Here is a 15,440-nt window from a genome sequence, read left to right on the forward strand (position 1 = left end):
CCATGATTCTTTCGTCACAGCAGCAGGATCTGTTGCTGCTTACGGGCTGGCTGCACTTGCAGTACGGCCACGCCGATCGTGCGACCACGCTGCTGGCCGCCCTGTTGCAGCTCTACCCGGCACATCAGGCCGGACGACGCATGCTGCTGGTGTCACTGCTCAAGCTGGGCCGTGGCGAGGAGGCGCTGGCGCACGTGGAACAGCTGGTGGCTGAAGGCGAGGCGGATGGGGCTTTGTGGCTCTGTCGCAGCCGTGCCTGCCAGTTGGCAGGAAGACTGGATGAAGCCCGCTTCGCCTATCAACACTATCTCGAACTGGAAGAGCAGAATGAACCCACGCTCTCTTGAGCTGCTGCGCCGGATAGGCGAGCGCAAGGACATCATGCTGGCGGTACTGCTGCTGGCCATCGTCTTCATGATGGTATTGCCACTGCCGCCGGTGGCGCTGGATATCCTGATCGCCATCAACATGACCATCTCGGTAGTACTGCTGATGATGGCGGTCTACATCAATTCGCCGCTGCAATTCTCCGCCTTTCCCGCCGTGCTGCTGATCACCACCCTGTTCCGGTTGGCCCTGTCGGTGAGCACCACCCGGATGATCCTGCTGCAGGCCGATGCCGGGCAGATCGTCTACACCTTCGGCAACTTCGTGGTGGGGGGCAATCTGGTGGTGGGGATCGTCATCTTCCTCATCATCACCATCGTGCAGTTCCTGGTGATCACCAAGGGGTCTGAGCGGGTGGCGGAAGTCAGCGCCCGCTTCTCTCTCGATGCCATGCCCGGCAAGCAGATGAGTATCGATGGCGACATGCGTGCTGGCGTGATCGATGTTCATGAGGCGCGGGAGCGGCGTAGCACCATCGAGAAAGAAAGCCAGATGTTCGGCTCCATGGATGGCGCCATGAAGTTCGTGAAGGGGGATGCCATCGCGGGCCTCATCATCATCTTCGTCAACATCCTCGGCGGGGTCACCATAGGGGTCACCCAGAAGGGGCTGGCGGCCGCCGAGGCATTGCAGCTCTACTCCATCCTGACGGTGGGGGATGGCATGGTCTCCCAGGTGCCGGCGCTGCTGATCGCCATTACGGCGGGCATTATCGTCACCAGGGTCTCTTCCGAAGAGTCTGCCGATCTCGGTTCCGATATCGGTGCCCAGGTGGTGGCCCAGCCCAAGGCGATGCTGATTGGCGGCGTGCTGCTGGTGCTGTTTGGCCTGATCCCGGGTTTCCCCATGGTCACCTTCTTCACCCTGGCCGCAGTGGTGACGGCCGGGGGCTATTTCATCGGGCTGCGTCAGCGCAACGCGCAAAGCAGCAACCAGGACTTGCCCACGGTATTGGCGCAGGGAGCGGGCGCGCCGGCGGCCCGCAGCAAGCCCAAGGCTGGTAGCAAACCCCGCGGCAAGCTCGGCGAGAAGGAGGAGTTCGCCATGACGGTACCCCTCTTGATCGATGTGGATGCCGCCTTGCAGGCCGAGCTGGAAGCCATCGCGCTCAACGACGAGCTGGTACGGGTTCGGCGGGCGCTATATCTCGATCTCGGGGTGCCCTTCCCGGGTATTCACCTGCGTTTCAATGAAGGCATGGGAGAGGGGGAGTACCTGATCCAGTTGCAGGAGGTGCCGGTGGCTCGCGGTCTGCTGCGGCCCGGCCATCTGCTGGTGCAGGAGAATGCCTCTCAGCTCGACCTGTTGGGGGTTCCCTATGAAGAGGGCGCCCCTCTGCTGCCCGGGCAGCCGACCCTGTGGGTGGCCAAGGAGCATCAGGCGCGGCTTGAGAAGACCAGGCTGGCTTCACTCACCCCCGACCAAGTGGTGACCTGGCACCTCTCTCATGTGCTGCGCGAGTATGCCGAGGACTTCATCGGCATTCAGGAGACCCGCTATCTGCTGGAGCAGATGGAAGGCAGCTACGGCGAGCTGGTGAAGGAGGCGCAGCGCATTATTCCGTTGCAGCGCATGACCGAAATCCTGCAGCGGCTGGTGGGGGAGGATATCTCCATCCGCAACATGCGCGCCATCCTGGAGGCCATGGTGGAGTGGGGCCAGAAAGAGAAGGATGTGGTGCAGCTCACCGAGTACATCCGCAGTAGTCTCAAGCGCTACATCTGCTACAAGTACGCCAACGGCAACAACATACTGCCTGCATATCTGCTCGATCAGCAGGTGGAAGAGCAGATCCGCGGTGGCATTCGCCAGACCAGTGCCGGCAGTTATCTGGCGCTCGATCCCGCCATTACCCAGGGCTTTCTGGAACAGGTGCGCCACACCGTGGGGGATCTGGCCCAGATGCAGAACAAGCCGGTGCTCATCGTCTCCATGGATATCCGCCGCTATGTGCGCAAGCTCATTGAGGGGGATTATCACGCCCTGCCGGTGCTCTCCTATCAGGAGTTGACCCAGCAGATCAATATTCAGCCGCTGGGAAGGGTCTGCCTGTGAGTGTCGAGGATCCCCTGATCCCCTGGCTGCAGGCCAGGGGGCTGGAGGTGACGCCCTACCATCTCGGCAATACCCCAATCCAGCTTGGTCACGGTTTTTGGTACCGCAGTATCTATCTCGCCTGGCGGGTCGATCCCGCAACCCGGCGGGTGTGGATATTGTTGGTACGCCGCCACGGTGAGCGGCCCGGGCTGGCCAACCCCTTCGCCGCCCTCTATCTGCTGGCAGAGGCCACCCTGGCGGTGCTCGGGCCGGGTCATCTGCTCTACGGCAATGTCGATGTCTTTCGCGGCAGCTCACTGAGTGGCGAGCGGCTTGGCCGCTTCTATCTGCGCTGGACCGGCGCCAGCGAACCCGAGCCGGGTTGGTTCATGCTGGCGGCCGAGCGCGTCTGTTCACTGCGAGAGATGCGAAAACGACAAAAGGGCGGCCTTGCGTGACAGGCATGTCCAAAAGGGACCCATAGAATAGGAGCCAAGATGAAACAACCGCGTTATGCCGACCATAGCGAGACCATTGCCCAGGCAGAGCAGGCCATCGCCGACAACGATCACCGCCATGCCCTGTTGCAGGAGATGCTGGCCGGGTTGGATCTGTCGGAGCAGACCTGCCAGCTGCTGTTCGATGCGCCGAACGAACAGGTGGCGCTGGCCGAACAAGAGCTGCTGGCGGAGATCCAGCGCCGGCAGGCGGCCTTGCCAACCCAACCGGGAGAGGTCCGCAAGAGCCGTCGTCCGACCATGATGCGCGGACTGATGATTTAAGGAGTCGTGATGAGCACTATCCCTGACTACAACACCAACCCTGGCGGGTTTGTCGGCTGGCTCGACGGGCAAGCGCTCGACAAGTTGCCGGGCAATAAGAACCCCAAGCTGGAAGCGTTGCTGACCTTGCTCGAGGGCAAGATCACCCTGAGCGCCGACCAGACGAAGCTACTGACCAAGGAGCAGTTGCAGAAGCTGCTGGCCGCCTATCTGACCAACCCTGACGCCATCCATGGGGACTGGGCCACGGGCCAGTTCCTGGCTGGCCAAGAGACGGCGATTGTTGCCATCAAGGGCATGATCGAGCGGGGGAACAATCAGACGCCGCCGAAGACCCAGTGGAGCGTGTCCGAATTCATGCTGCTCGCTCACAGTGCGTTGACCATGGATCGCATCGATGACGACATCATCGCCACCTTTACCGGTGTCATGGCATTTCAGGACAACAAGCGCAAGGGGCTCAGCGACGAGATCAAGGATATGACCGCCGAGCTGAAGATCTACGGGGTGATCCAGTCGGAGATCAACAAGGCGCTCTCTGCAAAATCTGACCAGACCTTCAAGACCGACTTCAACCTGATGGATTACAAGCTCTATGGCTACGGGTCTGAGGCTGATTTCCAGAAGGGGCCCGAGTTCAAGCTGCTGTCAAAAATGCTCACCAATGATCTGGTCAAAAAAGCTCAACAAGATTTAACCAATGCTGAAAACGAATTGGCACGTTTAAAGGCGGTGGCTAATTCGGGATCTACTTTAAAGGCACTTTCAGCTAGAGCACTGTTACCTGCAGCTCAGGCTGACTATGACAATAAAAAAGTAATTTTGGAGCAGGTTGTGGCCGGGCAGCGTGTCACCGCCAAGGATTTTCTTGAGAGTGGTCAGAAACAAAGTGGTGCGATGAGCAACGTTGAGGCCAGCTATAGCTATGACAAAGACAACAACAAGCTGGGCAACTTCTCCACCAGCGTGAGTGACCGCTCGCGACCGCTCAACGATCAGGTCAGTGAAAAAACCACCCGCCTTAACGACGTCAGCTCGCGCTATAACGCCGCCATCGAGGCACTCAACCGCTTTATCCAGAAATACGACAGCATCATGCGCGACATTCTTGGCGCCATTTGAGGAGAGATCATGCAGACCGATACCACCCTGACCCCGGAATATGAAGCCAAGCTGGAAGCCTTTATGGCCGATGGTGGCACCTTGGCCATGTTGCAGGATATCTCAGGTGACACCCTGGAGCAGCTTTATGCGTTGGCCTTTGGTCAGTATCAGGCCGGCAAGTGGGAGGATGCCCACAAGATTTTTCAGGCCCTCTGCATGCTGGATCACTATGAGCCGCGCTATTTCCTCGGGCTCGGTGCCTGCCGGCAGGCGATGGGCGAGTTTGATACGGCGGTCGAGAGCTACAGCTTCGGCGCCATGCTCGATTTGAACGATCCCCGTTTCCCGTTTCATGCCGCCGAGTGCCGGCTGCAACAAGGTGATTTGAACGGGGCCGAGAGTGGCTTCTACTCGGCCCACCTGCTGGCGGACGCGGATCCGTCGCAGGCCGATCTGGCGGCAAGCGCCAAGGTCATGTTGGAAGCCATCGCAATCAGAAGGGATCAGCAAAATGAACCCGATCAGCAATGAAAGAAGCGTTTCCCCGCTGGGAAACACGGGTGAGGTGACGGGTCAGTCCCCCGTCACTCAGCCACGCAGTGAAACGCGGCTCGATGCCGCAACCGCCCCCATCAGTGGGCAGGCTCGCAAGCCGGGCGTCTCCTTGAATGCCCCCCTGGCCGTGAGCAATGGCCAGCCCGGCGCCAAGCAGCTGGCAGAGGTCAATCGATTGTTGGCGCAGGTCAAGCAGAACACCAGCCTGATCTTGCCGCACACCAATGCCCTGGTCGTGGCGGCCTTCACCTCGCCGGAGGCATTCGAGATTGAGCTGGGCAAGTTGACCAGTGATCTGGAGAAGACCCAGAACAGACTCAAACTCGCTGACCTCGATCGGGCTCGTACCCAGAACGAGAAGAAGATCGCCGAGAATCAGGAGAAGATCAAAGAGGCCGAAGAGAGTGCCCAGAAGGCCAAAAAGTCGGGCCTGGCCAGTAAGATCTTCGGTTGGATCAGTGCCATCGCCTCCATGATCATCGGGGCCATCATGGTGGCGACCGGTGTCGGGGCGGCAGCAGGCGCGCTGATGATCGCCGCGGGCGCGGTCGGTGTCGCCAATATGGCGGTGCAGCAGGCCGCCGAAGATGGCCTCATCTCCAAGGAGGTGATGGATAAGCTGGGGCCTGCGCTCATGGCGGTGGAGATTATCCTGGCGGTCGCCTCGGCAGCGGTGACATTTGGCGCCGGAGCGGTCAAGGGACTGGCCAAGCTGGGCGTGAAAATGGGCTTCAAGATGGCGGGTAAAGGGGCGAGTGAGATGGGCCTCAAGCTGATTCAGAACTCCGCCAAGCTCTATATGAAGGCCGCCGATGTCTCGGCCAAACTGGCCGGCAACGCGGCAAGCACGACGGCGAAAATGGCCAGAATCGGCACTCAAACGGCCGATCTCATCGTCGACGTGAGCAGTGGCGTGACCAAGGTCGTGGATAATTCGAACCAGGCCGATTTACAGCTGAAACAGGCCTCGCTGTTGGAAAACCGCCAGGAGATGACGGCGCTGCAAGGGGTGATCGACAAGATCAAAGAGGCGCTTGCCCAGATGATTGAGGCGTTCCAGCAGACCATGGAGATGATTTTCCAGATGCTCAACGCCAAGGGCGACATGATGAACAACCTGGCCCGCAGGCCCGCCGCTATCTAAGGAGTATTGCTCATGATCAACAGTGACTATGCAAACGGTGTTAACCACTCCAGCCCGTTAGCCGACGTAAGAACCGGCGAAACCCAACCGGTCCGTCATCAGGGCACGACCCATGAGGCGGCGGGCTCGGCCGGCCAACGGACGCTCGAGAACAGGAGCGTACCCGTGTTGCCCCGCCCCTCCATCCCCTTCGATACCAAGGGGGTTACCCAGATGGCGGACCAGCTCGAGAGCGTGATGGACATGATGTCGCTGCTGTTCAAGCTGGCGCGTCAGGCGCGTGAAATGGGACTGGTGCAGCGGGATACCGAGAACAAGCTGGTGATTGGCCACCAACAGGCCCAGGTGGATGAGATGCGCCATGGTGCCATGTTGATGATCGCCTCTGCGGTGGTCTCCGGTGTCATGACCATCGCCTCGGCCGTCATGGGGGGCTTCTCCCTGAACAAGTCGTCCAAGGCGATCAAGCAGGACAAGGCGCTTAACGCCAATATTGCCGGGCGACAGCAGGAGCTGAAGCAGATTGGAGATATCAAGAAGTCGGCGGGCCTCGAGATGGGCGACGCGGGCCAGGACCTGACTGCAAGGATCAAGAACGACAAGGCGGCCCTGAAGACCCTGAACAAGAAATTTGATGCCAATAACAGCCGTCAGCAACTGTCCGGGACCGTGACCCAATCCGTTGGGCAGATGAGCAACTCTGCGGTCCAGGTGTCGCAAGGGGTGAGTCAGGCGGATGCCAAGGAAGACGAGGTCAAGGCGACCATCAGTCAGGCCGAGAAGCAGAAGATTGAGGACAACATGTCCTTTAATGTCAACTTCATGAAAGACGTATTGCAGCTGATGCAGCAGTATGCCCAGAGCCAGAACCAGGCCTGGAAAGCGGCCTTTGGTGTTGCATAAACCCCATGACCGTCAGGGCGCCCGTTTGGGCGCCTTTTTGTTTTCCGGCCATTTTTCATAAAAGAGCCGCCCTTGAGTGACAGCCTGAGGTGAAAGGGCAGGCTAACATCCTCTCCTCTCTGCTGGAGGACATCATGGACCTAACCCTCATTATCAATCGATTGCTTGCTGAATTCGCGACCAAGCATGGCCTGCCATCCTTCGCTCTGAACGAGGAAGGCGTTGCGGCATTGTGTTTCGATGAGAGCCTGCAACTTGCCTTGATCCTGGTTCCGGAGAGGGATCATTTGGTGCTCCAGGTCGATGTGGCCGAGCTGCATCAGGTCGGTGAGGGGATTTTTCGTCAGTTAGCCAGTTTCAACCGCCATTGGTATCAGTTCAATCTGCACTTCGGGTTTGATGAAGCCTCGCTGATGGTGCAGCTCTATCGCCAGATGTCGGCACGCCAGCTGACGCTGGCCGTTCTTGAGGAGAGCCTTGCCAGCATGTTGGAACATGCCGAGTTCTGGCAGGATCTACTGCAGTCACCGCCGCACATCGGGCAGCATCATGATGAGATGCAGGGCGTCCGGGTATAGCCATGAAGATACACGAGCAGCAAATGGTGGCACTATCCCAGGCCACAGCACAACCCAAGGATGGCCTCTTTGCCGGGCGAGCCATGCAGGTGGTACCCATGGCCAGTGCGCCTCAGCCCCTCTCTGCGCTGCTGCGAGGCTCGATACGTCTCGATCAGGCTCAGGAAATGGCGTTGCAGCGCCTGCAGCAGGGGGAGCACTTGTCGCTGTCCGAGCGGAGGATCAGGGTCGTATGAAGCGAGGGCTGATGCTGCTGGTGTTGAGCCTGTTGGCGGGCTGTGTCACGACCCCCACGGTCAAGCCAGCGTTGATGCAGCTCAAGGGGGAGGTCCACTTGGCAAAGGCACTCCCGCGACCCGCTCGAGTTGACGTCACCGTCCTGAGTGTCATCGACGGCCGGCCTTTGGCAGTGGCCACAACGGAATATGAAGTCAGCATGTTACCGCTTGCATTTGAGCTGCGCTTGACGCCCATGCAGATGGCGGAAGGTAATATATATCTGAGGGCGCGATTGCGTTTCATTAACAGTTCGGCCGTGCAGGCGACACATCAACAGAAAGTTTTTAAGGCGTTTAATCAGGATATATATGTAATGGAATTGCAGCCGAAGCCTTGTTATCCATCGTGTCAATAGGTGTCTAATTAACAAAAAACGCTTAAATCAATTGTTTATGGGTCATGTAAACCACTGAAAAAGTTGTTTTTTGTAACGAACTATCTTCGCAATATATCGGCAGCCTGGCGTTGGTCTCGAAATGATACGCTCAATAGTGTATTGACTCTAATTTGTGACTGGTTTTCTTGTGTACAGCTGTTGTAGGATGCTTCCCCTCATTTCAATGGCGATTAAATAAGCTCTTGAATTTGAATTAGTTAATTCACGACAAATAAAAAGCCAATAATAAGACGTCCGGCAAAAATCCTGTCTTTGCCGAGGCGTCGCAGGCACCACGCACCGATTCAGGAAAACGAAAATATGAAAGACATTACAACCACAGAGAAGGGCGATATAGCCCGGCTCCAGTGGTGCATGTCTGCTTTTAGCGTCATCGAGCACGCACAGGAGGGTATCTACATCCTCCTGGATGGCACTATGACCTGGCAAGACTGCACCGATACTCATGAGTTGTCCGCCAACGAGTTGATGTTCGTACGCCGCGGAAATTATGCGGTCTGTACCGGTGAATCCTCTTGCCACCTGCTGTGGTTGCCCCTCTCTCATTCTTTTCTGCAAGGTTTTTTGCAACGCTTTGGCGCATTGTTGAGTGATGTGCCCAGAATGGACACGATTGCGCCTAGCTTATTGCCATTCGGTGCCTCACCGCTGCTGGATCAATGTATTCAAGGGTTGCGTGGCCTGACCGAACACCCATATCCGCCTGCACTTGCCCAATTGCGTACCGAGGAGCTGCTGTTTCTGCTGGCGTTCGGTGAGCAGGGGCCTCAATTGATGTCCATCTTGCGTCAACTGAGCAACCGCCAGGTTGAGCGGTTGCAGCACTTCATGGAAAAGCACTATTTGATGGAGTGGAAGCTCAGTGAATTTGCCAGAGAGTTTGGCATGGGTCTGACCACGTTCAAGGAGCTCTTTGGGTCTATTTATGGCGTCTCTCCCCGCGCCTGGATCAGCGAGCGCCGTATTCTCTATGCTCATCAGTTATTACTCAATAGCGAGATGAGCATAGTGGATATTGCGATGGAGGCCGGCTTCTCCAGTCAGTCCTATTTTACCCAGAGTTACCGGCGCCGTTTCGGCTGTACGCCAAGCCGCGCCAGGCAGGGTAAAGATTAACGCCGGACTAAAATAATCTGACGTTTTTTATAAGTCGGTAGGCGGAGTAATGGATAGAATGGTCCGCATATCAACACACTATTCGATTATTGCCCGCAGCAAGATGAGCAAGGCATAGCATGAGTCAGCAAGATCACCACTCCCCCAAACGAGGCCTGTTTGCAGGCCGTCGGGTCACGGTTGTCCGGCCAGAGGGTCTTTCTCGAGACAGGCTGGTTGGCCAGCCGTCCGCGCTCTGCTACCAGGATGCCGGCGTGCTGACCACACAGCAACTGAACCTGCTGCAGCGTGTGTTGCCCAGAACCCGGTTGGAGAGCCTGCTGGCATCTGTCTGGCTCCAGCGTCGCATGGAGGTTGCCCTGGCGGTGTCACGTCAGGACATGCAACGGATCCTGCGCCTGGCGGCGAGCGAAGAGACGGGGTCCTGGGTTGAACAGCTGGGGGATAACATCAACCTGGCCGAGCGACCACAGCTATGGCACTGGGTGCTCTATCCCCTGCATCGTTGGTGGGTGTGCCATCAGGAACCTCTCCACTCGGGCTGGACTACCGAGCTGGCACAGCTGCAGGTGATGCGACGCCAGCTCAATGCGCAGGCTGTCTTCTGGCAGACGGTGGTGGATGTCCAGTCCGGTATCGAGAGCAAGATTGTCACTCAGCTTGCCCAGTTGACCCGACGTGAGCAGGAGCTGCTGCAACTGCAGGCGGAATGCGAAGCGCGACTTCATCTGGCTTGGCCTGCCTGGTATGCACGGCAAGTCGCAGAGGGGGATCCGCAGACCCTCATGCCGGTTCCACCAGAGCTGGAGAGATTCTGGCATCTGCTGGAAGCCTTGCCTGGCCAAGCCGCGCTCGCTCAACCCTTGCATGCGTGGCTGGCAGAAAGAGGCGTGGCCCTGGCGCAGGACAGTTTCTACTGGCAACCACAGGCCCGCTAGATAACCCGAGGACCTATGCAAACTCTACTCAATCGATTGGCCGCAAAGCTTGGCCAAGGGCCTTTTGTTGCCGATGTTCAGGGCCAATACCATCTGCGGCTCGATGGTTATCCTCTCTTTCTGTTGCCAAGACAGGGCGAGCTTCTGGTCAGCACTCCCATGACCAGCGCGACCGGGCGGGAAGGAAAGCCGCTGGAGCCGGCACTGTTGAAGCGTCTGTTGCAACAGGTGGTGGCCTGGGGGCGCCATGCGCCCCATGCATTGGTGCTTGACGAACTGGGCAACCTGCAGCTGGAGGCCCGACTCGCCCTGGAGTGGCTTGATGAGCATCAATTGGAGGCGCATCTGAGCCAGCACATCGCCTTGCTGGAAAGGCTCGAACCCCAACTTAATGAGGCCGCCATGGCCCCCCAATGGAGACAGATGATATGGCATCCGTGAGTAAGCGGCGCTGGGTGCGTCTCCTGCTGTGGCTAGGTATGGGCGCGGGGACCTGGCCCGGCGCCGGGCTGGCGCAAGAACTCGACTGGCTGCCCATGCCCTACAGCTATGTGGCCGAAGGGGAAAGCCTGCGGGACGTGCTGGTCAATTTTGGCACCAACTACGAGGTCTCCGTGGTGGTGAGCGACAAGGTCAACGATCAGGTCAATGGCCAGTTTGAGCACGAGGAGCCGCGGGCATTCCTGCAACAGCTCGCATCCCTCTACAACCTGGTCTGGTATTACGATGGTAATGTGCTGTACGTGTTCAAAAACAGTGAAGTCCAGTCTCGACTCATCAAACTGGCACAAACGGGGGCCCCGGAGCTGAAGCAGGCGCTGCAGCGCGCCGGTATCTGGGAGCCTCGTTTTGGCTGGCGTCCGGATGCCGACAACCGTCTGGTCTATGTCTCCGGCCCTCCGCGTTACCTCGAGCTGATCGAACAGACCGCCATGGCGCTGGAGCAGCAGTCCCAGTTGCGCAGCGAGAAGACAGGGCCGCTGGCCATCGAGATCTTCCCGCTCAAGTACGCCTCCGCCACCGACCGCACCATTCAATATCGTGACAAAGACGTCGATGCGCCCGGTGTCGCCACCATCCTCTCCCGCCTGCTCAGCGATGCCGGTGTGCAGATGGTCAATGGCGAGGGGAAAAAAGGGGCCGGCACCCATTCGGGGCAGGCCATCGTGCAGGCAGACCCTTCCCTCAATGCCGTGCTGGTGCGCGATGCGCCGGAACGGATGGCCATGTACGGCAAGCTGATCGCCGCACTGGACAAGCCAGCGGCCCGTATCGAGGTGGCGCTCTCCATCATCGACATCAATGCCGAGGATCTCTCCCAGCTGGGGGTCGACTGGCGAGTCGGGATCCGCACCGGCTCCAACCAGCAGGTGATCATCAAGACCACAGGGGACCGCAAAGGGATAGAAGGGGGGGCCGCTCTCGGCAGTCTGGTGGACTCCAAAGGGCTCGACTACTTGCTGGCCAGGGTCAATCTGCTGGAAAACGAAGGCAATGCCCAGGTGGTGTCCCGGCCGACCCTGCTGACCCAGGAAAACACTCAGGCCGTGATCGATCACAGTGAAACCTACTACGTCAAGATCAGCGGAGAGCGGGTGGCCGAGCTGAAGGGGATCACTTACGGCACCATGCTGCGCATGACTCCCAGGGTGATCCAACTGGGAGACAGACCGGAAGTGAGCCTCAGCCTGCACATCGAAGATGGCAGCCAAAAACCCAACAGCTCGGGTCTGGATGGCATACCCACCATCAGCCGTACCGTGGTGGATACCATTGCCCGGGTTGGGCATGGGCAGAGCCTGCTGATCGGCGGAATTTACCGTGACGAATTGAGCGAGAACCTGAGTAAGGTGCCATTTCTGGGGGATATCCCCTACCTGGGGGCCCTGTTCCGTAGCAAGGAGAGCCAGACGCGTCGTCAGGTCAGGCTCTTCATCATCGAGCCCCGTCTGATCGACGATGGCATCGCTCACTACCTGTCGCTGGGACACGGTCAGGATCTGCGTGCCGCCGTGCTGGGGGTGGACGAGATCTCCAATCAGAGCCTCTCTCTTGGCCAGGTGCTCGGTGGCGCCCAGTGCCAATCCTTGGCCGCCGCCCGTGAGGTGCAGCAGCTGATGCGTCAGGGCGGTAAGAGCTCCTCTCTGACCCGCTGCCAGATGGGCCATGAGCAGGGATGGCGCCTGGTCGAAATGAGCAAGGAGCAGACCTGCTCGGCGGCCCTGGAGTGGTGCGTGCAAGCCGGGGCAGCCCGATGAGCTGGACATGTCGCATATACCGCGGGTTGAACCAGGGCGTCGAGGTCACGCTGCCGGAGGGGCGTCTGGTCATCGGCGCCGATCCGCTGCAAGCCGATCTGGTCTTGGTGGATACGGGCATGGCTCCCGCCCATCTGGTCTTGATGGTGAGCTCGGAGGGCATAGTACTGCAGGAGTGGGCCGAAGGCGTGACGCCGACCCAGGACGGCGAAGCGCTGGAGGCCGGAGCCCTGCTCAAGGCCACCGCCCGGCTCGAAGCGGGCCCCCTGCTCTGGAGTTTTTGTGACAGCAGCCACTCCTTGCCAGAGCAGCTTGAGCCACTGATGGCCGTTCAGACGACCCAGAGGCCAGTAAAGCGAACCTCCCGTGCCGATCTTTGGATGGGGGGGCTGTGCCTGATGCTGGTCTTGGCCGTCCTGGGCCTGCTCGGACATGGCTGGTGGCAGGGGAGCAGTGAAGACGACATCGCTCGTCAGGAGAAGACCCTGAAGCGTTTTCTCGCCGCGCCGGCCTATCAACAGGTCACGCTCGGCAGCGATACGCATGGTCTGTGGTTGTTGTCCGGTTACGTGGACGAGAACAGCGCACGCCTGGCGTTGCAGCAATATCTGGAAGGCAACGGCTTCACCTATCGGCTGGATGTTCGCACCATGGAGGATCTGCGTCAGGGGGCGGGCTTTATCTTGCAAAAGTTGGGCTATGCGCGACTGCAGATCCGTAATGGCAAAAAGCCTGGCTGGTTGCGGTTGAACGGTGAGATCGATGCCAAGGATCCCAAGTGGAACACCCTCGACACCCTGCTCAGGCAGGAGGTTCCCGGGGTGCTGGGGATTGAGAATCAGGTCCAGGTGGCAGGGACCTATCGCGAGCGGCTGGATGGTCTGTTGCAGGAGCAAGGGCTGGCCGGGATGTTGCGCGTGCGCGAAACGAGCGGCCGGCTTGAGGCCTCCGGCCAGCTGGATGGCGCCCAGCTGGCCAAGTTTCAACTGGTTCAACAGCAATTTCGGCGGGACTTTGGCTCCCATCCCGTGCTGGAGCTGGTCAATCAGGAGCGGATCCCGCGCCAGGACGAGCTGGAGTTTGAGGTGCGCGGCGTCTCGTTTGGGCGAGTGCCCTACGTGATCCTGGCCGATAACCAGCGCTATCCCATTGGCGGCGCGACGGCCGGCGGGGTGCGAGTGTTGGCCATCCGCCCGGATGCCGTGGTGGTCCGCAAGGGCAAACAGCAATACATCGTCAAGTTAAAAGGAGTCGAGCGTCATGATGACCAATTTGGAAACGCGACTGTCAGGCGCTGATCCTGTCTTTGCCCGCGAGCTGCATGAGCAGCTTGTGCAGGCGCTGGCGGAGGTGAAGCGACGGCTGCTGCGCGGGGGCACCCAGCAGCAATATCAGCTGTGGCAACAAGAAGCCGACGCCATCGAGGCGGGGCTCAAGATCATTGGGAAAATCAAAGGAGAATAACCATGGCTATCGAGCAATTTTTCACTAATGGCGGGGCCAATATCAATACCCTGGATAGTGTTGCCAAGGCGCTGAAAGATCAGGCGAACGAGAGCAACCAAGCCGTCAATAAGGCCATTGAGGACATGAAAGCCAACCCTGACAACCCGGCCCTGCTGGCCGAGCTGCAGCACAAGATCAACAAGTGGTCGGTGGTTTTCAACATCAACTCCACGGTGACACGGGCCATGAAAGACCTGATGCAGGGCATTTTGCAGAAGATTTGATGATGAACATCCCACTCAAGAAGCAACTGGCGGAGCTGGCGCTGGCGGGCACAGGTCACCACTGTCATCAGGAGGCGGCCTCCATCGCAGACTGGCTGGCTCATGAGGCGTCCATGGCCGAGTGTGTGACCTTGATTCGCCTCTCCTCCCTGATGAACCAAGGGGACTATCAGGGCGCGCTGTCGCTGAGTCGCACCCAGTCTTCGCCGGATATTGAGCCCTGGCTCGCCCTGTGCGAATGGCGGCTGGACATGCGTGATGAGCTGGCCGCGCGCCTGGCAAGGCTGGAGGCGAGCGGACAACCCTCCTTGCAGCAGTTTGCGGCCGGTTTGCGCGAGCAGATGGCATCATGAAGGTGGAAGGCAGTGCCTATTCCTTTGCGAGTGGGCCGTCTGAGGTGCCCCCCAAGGCGCATGTTCAACATCACTTCGAGCGGCAGCTGGCCCGTGCGGATGAACCCACGCTGTTCGACCGCTGGAAACAGGGCACCGCATTGGAGACCCTGCTGCAAGGGGCCTCGCGTGCTGCGCAGCGCGAGCTGCTATGGAAAATCCACCATCAGGGGGGGGAGCCAGCCAAGGCGATTGGTCATCAGTTGTTCCAGCCCGTGACGGACAAGCTGATCGCCCACTACTCCGGCCGTCAGCTACCAGTCATGGCGGCCATTGACCTGCCGGAGCTGCGCGCCCTGATGAGCGAATTTGACCCATTGCCATCGCGACGGGAGAAGGTGCTGCTGAACGTCATGGCAGACATCAAGAAGGCCGCCAATGGGGAGCATGCCTATCTCGATGAGTTGGCGCGGCGTGAGCTGATGACGCTGATCCCGCTCAACGGCATGGTGAACAACCTGATGCGACACTCGCACCAACTTGATCTGGAGGCATGATGGAAATTTCCCAGTCAGCCCAGGCGGTCGTCACCAGCCTGGATGAGTTGAAAACGACGGATGCGACCTCTTCCCAGGTCGCCAGTTTTGAACAGGCGATGAGCTCTCCGTCCCAGGGGATCGGCGGTTCTTTGCTTGGTGAGTTGGGGGAGATCAGGCAGCAGTTTGTGGAAGCCAAGGAGAGCCTGCGGGCCGAGCTCTCGACGCCGGGCGACGATCCCAACAGCCTGATGCAGATGCAGTGGTCGTTGATGCGCATCACCATGCAGGAAGAGCTGATCGCCAAGACGGTCGGCAAGATGAGCCAGAACGTAGAAACCCTGTTGAAGACCCAGTGAGGTAG

21 protein-coding genes are annotated in these 15,440 nt (G+C 59.1%); all 21 read left to right on the forward strand.

All coding sequences use genetic code 11. The annotated features are described in order from the left end of the window. Positions 1-2: 2 nt before the first annotated feature. The 21 genes from ascY (at position 3) to sctI (ending at position 15,435) form a co-directional block, all read left to right on the forward strand. Entirely contained in the window at positions 3-347 is a 345-nt protein-coding gene (gene ascY, locus BN1121_RS11295) for a type III secretion system chaperone AscY (protein WP_005347936.1), read from the forward strand. Then, positions 280-2,442, forward strand: coding sequence for a SctV family type III secretion system export apparatus subunit AscV (gene ascV, locus BN1121_RS11300; RefSeq protein ID WP_269420423.1), 2,163 nt, complete (start codon positions 280-282; stop codon positions 2,440-2,442). Before ascY ends, ascV begins: the two co-directional genes overlap by 68 nt. Next, a complete protein-coding gene (locus BN1121_RS11305) occupies positions 2,439-2,882 on the forward strand; it encodes an LcrR family type III secretion system chaperone (protein WP_005347950.1) in 444 nt (147 codons plus the stop codon). The genes ascV and BN1121_RS11305 overlap by 4 nt, the downstream gene beginning before the upstream one ends. A gap of 39 nt (positions 2,883-2,921) precedes the next feature. Next, entirely contained in the window at positions 2,922-3,206 is a 285-nt protein-coding gene (locus BN1121_RS11310; RefSeq protein WP_005347953.1) for a hypothetical protein, read from the forward strand. A gap of 9 nt (positions 3,207-3,215) precedes the next feature. After that, positions 3,216-4,328, forward strand: a complete 1,113-nt coding sequence (locus BN1121_RS11315; protein WP_005347955.1) for a virulence-associated V antigen — start codon at positions 3,216-3,218, stop codon at positions 4,326-4,328. Positions 4,329-4,337: 9 nt separating this feature from the next. Then, entirely contained in the window at positions 4,338-4,841 is a 504-nt protein-coding gene (locus BN1121_RS11320; RefSeq protein ID WP_005347957.1) for a SycD/LcrH family type III secretion system chaperone, read from the forward strand. Continuing rightward, entirely contained in the window at positions 4,822-6,009 is a 1,188-nt protein-coding gene (gene aopB / locus BN1121_RS11325; RefSeq protein WP_005347959.1) for a type III secretion system translocon subunit AopB, read from the forward strand. Before BN1121_RS11320 ends, aopB begins: the two co-directional genes overlap by 20 nt. 12 nt (positions 6,010-6,021) lie before the next feature. Further along, the gene (gene aopD, locus BN1121_RS11330; RefSeq protein WP_043157138.1) at positions 6,022-6,912 is read left to right on the forward strand and encodes a type III secretion system translocon subunit AopD; all 891 of its coding nucleotides are present in this window, start codon (positions 6,022-6,024) and stop codon (positions 6,910-6,912) included. 134 nt (positions 6,913-7,046) lie between these two features. Beyond that, positions 7,047-7,490, forward strand: a complete 444-nt coding sequence (locus BN1121_RS11335) for a type III secretion system chaperone (protein ID WP_043157150.1) — start codon at positions 7,047-7,049, stop codon at positions 7,488-7,490. 2 nt (positions 7,491-7,492) lie between these two features. Further along, positions 7,493-7,726 (forward strand): T3SS regulon translocated regulator ExsE family protein, encoded by a 234-nt coding sequence (locus BN1121_RS11340; protein WP_005347972.1) that lies wholly within the window; start codon positions 7,493-7,495, stop codon positions 7,724-7,726. Further along, positions 7,723-8,124 (forward strand): YscW family type III secretion system pilotin, encoded by a 402-nt coding sequence (locus tag BN1121_RS11345; protein ID WP_005347975.1) that lies wholly within the window; start codon positions 7,723-7,725, stop codon positions 8,122-8,124. Before BN1121_RS11340 ends, BN1121_RS11345 begins: the two co-directional genes overlap by 4 nt. 342 nt (positions 8,125-8,466) lie before the next feature. Further along, positions 8,467-9,282: a helix-turn-helix transcriptional regulator gene (locus BN1121_RS11350; protein ID WP_005347977.1), complete on the forward strand. Its 816-nt coding sequence runs from the start codon at positions 8,467-8,469 to the stop codon at positions 9,280-9,282. A gap of 119 nt (positions 9,283-9,401) precedes the next feature. After that, positions 9,402-10,220, forward strand: coding sequence for a T3SS regulon anti-activator ExsD domain-containing protein (locus tag BN1121_RS11355; protein WP_043157140.1), 819 nt, complete (start codon positions 9,402-9,404; stop codon positions 10,218-10,220). A 15-nt stretch (positions 10,221-10,235) separates the two neighbouring features. Continuing rightward, positions 10,236-10,661 (forward strand): YscB family type III secretion system chaperone, encoded by a 426-nt coding sequence (locus tag BN1121_RS19455; RefSeq protein ID WP_081606393.1) that lies wholly within the window; start codon positions 10,236-10,238, stop codon positions 10,659-10,661. A gap of 38 nt (positions 10,662-10,699) precedes the next feature. Further along, positions 10,700-12,478 carry a type III secretion system outer membrane ring subunit SctC gene (gene sctC, locus BN1121_RS11365; RefSeq protein WP_407921516.1) on the forward strand — a complete coding sequence of 593 codons (1,779 nt, stop codon included), beginning with the start codon at positions 10,700-10,702 and terminating at the stop codon, positions 12,476-12,478. After that, positions 12,475-13,776 carry a type III secretion system inner membrane ring subunit SctD gene (gene sctD, locus BN1121_RS11370; protein WP_043157142.1) on the forward strand — a complete coding sequence of 434 codons (1,302 nt, stop codon included), beginning with the start codon at positions 12,475-12,477 and terminating at the stop codon, positions 13,774-13,776. Before sctC ends, sctD begins: the two co-directional genes overlap by 4 nt. Continuing rightward, positions 13,739-13,942, forward strand: coding sequence for an EscE/YscE/SsaE family type III secretion system needle protein co-chaperone (locus tag BN1121_RS11375; protein ID WP_005347987.1), 204 nt, complete (start codon positions 13,739-13,741; stop codon positions 13,940-13,942). The genes sctD and BN1121_RS11375 overlap by 38 nt, the downstream gene beginning before the upstream one ends. Positions 13,943-13,944: 2 nt before the next feature. Continuing rightward, on the forward strand, positions 13,945-14,208 hold the full coding sequence (gene sctF, locus BN1121_RS11380) for a type III secretion system needle filament subunit SctF (protein WP_005347988.1): 264 nt from the start codon (positions 13,945-13,947) through the stop codon (positions 14,206-14,208). Continuing rightward, positions 14,208-14,561 (forward strand): YscG family type III secretion system chaperone, encoded by a 354-nt coding sequence (locus BN1121_RS11385; RefSeq protein ID WP_005347990.1) that lies wholly within the window; start codon positions 14,208-14,210, stop codon positions 14,559-14,561. Before sctF ends, BN1121_RS11385 begins: the two co-directional genes overlap by 1 nt. After that, positions 14,558-15,097: a YopR family T3SS polymerization control protein gene (locus tag BN1121_RS11390; RefSeq protein WP_005347992.1), complete on the forward strand. Its 540-nt coding sequence runs from the start codon at positions 14,558-14,560 to the stop codon at positions 15,095-15,097. Before BN1121_RS11385 ends, BN1121_RS11390 begins: the two co-directional genes overlap by 4 nt. Then, positions 15,097-15,435, forward strand: a complete 339-nt coding sequence (gene sctI / locus BN1121_RS11395; protein ID WP_005347994.1) for a type III secretion system inner rod subunit SctI — start codon at positions 15,097-15,099, stop codon at positions 15,433-15,435. The genes BN1121_RS11390 and sctI overlap by 1 nt, the downstream gene beginning before the upstream one ends. Positions 15,436-15,440 lie beyond the last annotated feature (5 nt).

It is taken from the genome of Aeromonas diversa CDC 2478-85 (genome assembly GCF_000819805.1).
Lineage (GTDB): Bacteria > Pseudomonadota > Gammaproteobacteria > Enterobacterales > Aeromonadaceae > Aeromonas > Aeromonas diversa.

Coding starts and splice junctions, on each gene's coding strand:
- BN1121_RS11350 (WP_005347977.1), top strand. CDS start 8,467: ATGAAAGACATTACAACCACAGAGAAGGGCGATATAGCCCGGCTCCAG.
- BN1121_RS11335 (WP_043157150.1), top strand. CDS start 7,047: ATGGACCTAACCCTCATTATCAATCGATTGCTTGCTGAATTCGCGACC.
- aopB (WP_005347959.1), top strand. CDS start 4,822: ATGAACCCGATCAGCAATGAAAGAAGCGTTTCCCCGCTGGGAAACACG.
- BN1121_RS11390 (WP_005347992.1), top strand. CDS start 14,558: ATGAAGGTGGAAGGCAGTGCCTATTCCTTTGCGAGTGGGCCGTCTGAG.
- sctC (WP_407921516.1), top strand. CDS start 10,700: ATGGGCGCGGGGACCTGGCCCGGCGCCGGGCTGGCGCAAGAACTCGAC.
- BN1121_RS11315 (WP_005347955.1), top strand. CDS start 3,216: ATGAGCACTATCCCTGACTACAACACCAACCCTGGCGGGTTTGTCGGC.
- aopD (WP_043157138.1), top strand. CDS start 6,022: ATGATCAACAGTGACTATGCAAACGGTGTTAACCACTCCAGCCCGTTA.
- ascV (WP_269420423.1), top strand. CDS start 280: ATGAAGCCCGCTTCGCCTATCAACACTATCTCGAACTGGAAGAGCAGA.
- BN1121_RS11310 (WP_005347953.1), top strand. CDS start 2,922: ATGAAACAACCGCGTTATGCCGACCATAGCGAGACCATTGCCCAGGCA.
- BN1121_RS11375 (WP_005347987.1), top strand. CDS start 13,739: ATGATGACCAATTTGGAAACGCGACTGTCAGGCGCTGATCCTGTCTTT.
- BN1121_RS11355 (WP_043157140.1), top strand. CDS start 9,402: ATGAGTCAGCAAGATCACCACTCCCCCAAACGAGGCCTGTTTGCAGGC.
- BN1121_RS11345 (WP_005347975.1), top strand. CDS start 7,723: ATGAAGCGAGGGCTGATGCTGCTGGTGTTGAGCCTGTTGGCGGGCTGT.
- BN1121_RS11320 (WP_005347957.1), top strand. CDS start 4,338: ATGCAGACCGATACCACCCTGACCCCGGAATATGAAGCCAAGCTGGAA.
- BN1121_RS11385 (WP_005347990.1), top strand. CDS start 14,208: ATGATGAACATCCCACTCAAGAAGCAACTGGCGGAGCTGGCGCTGGCG.
- sctF (WP_005347988.1), top strand. CDS start 13,945: ATGGCTATCGAGCAATTTTTCACTAATGGCGGGGCCAATATCAATACC.
- sctI (WP_005347994.1), top strand. CDS start 15,097: ATGGAAATTTCCCAGTCAGCCCAGGCGGTCGTCACCAGCCTGGATGAG.
- sctD (WP_043157142.1), top strand. CDS start 12,475: ATGAGCTGGACATGTCGCATATACCGCGGGTTGAACCAGGGCGTCGAG.
- ascY (WP_005347936.1), top strand. CDS start 3: ATGATTCTTTCGTCACAGCAGCAGGATCTGTTGCTGCTTACGGGCTGG.
- BN1121_RS19455 (WP_081606393.1), top strand. CDS start 10,236: ATGCAAACTCTACTCAATCGATTGGCCGCAAAGCTTGGCCAAGGGCCT.
- BN1121_RS11340 (WP_005347972.1), top strand. CDS start 7,493: ATGAAGATACACGAGCAGCAAATGGTGGCACTATCCCAGGCCACAGCA.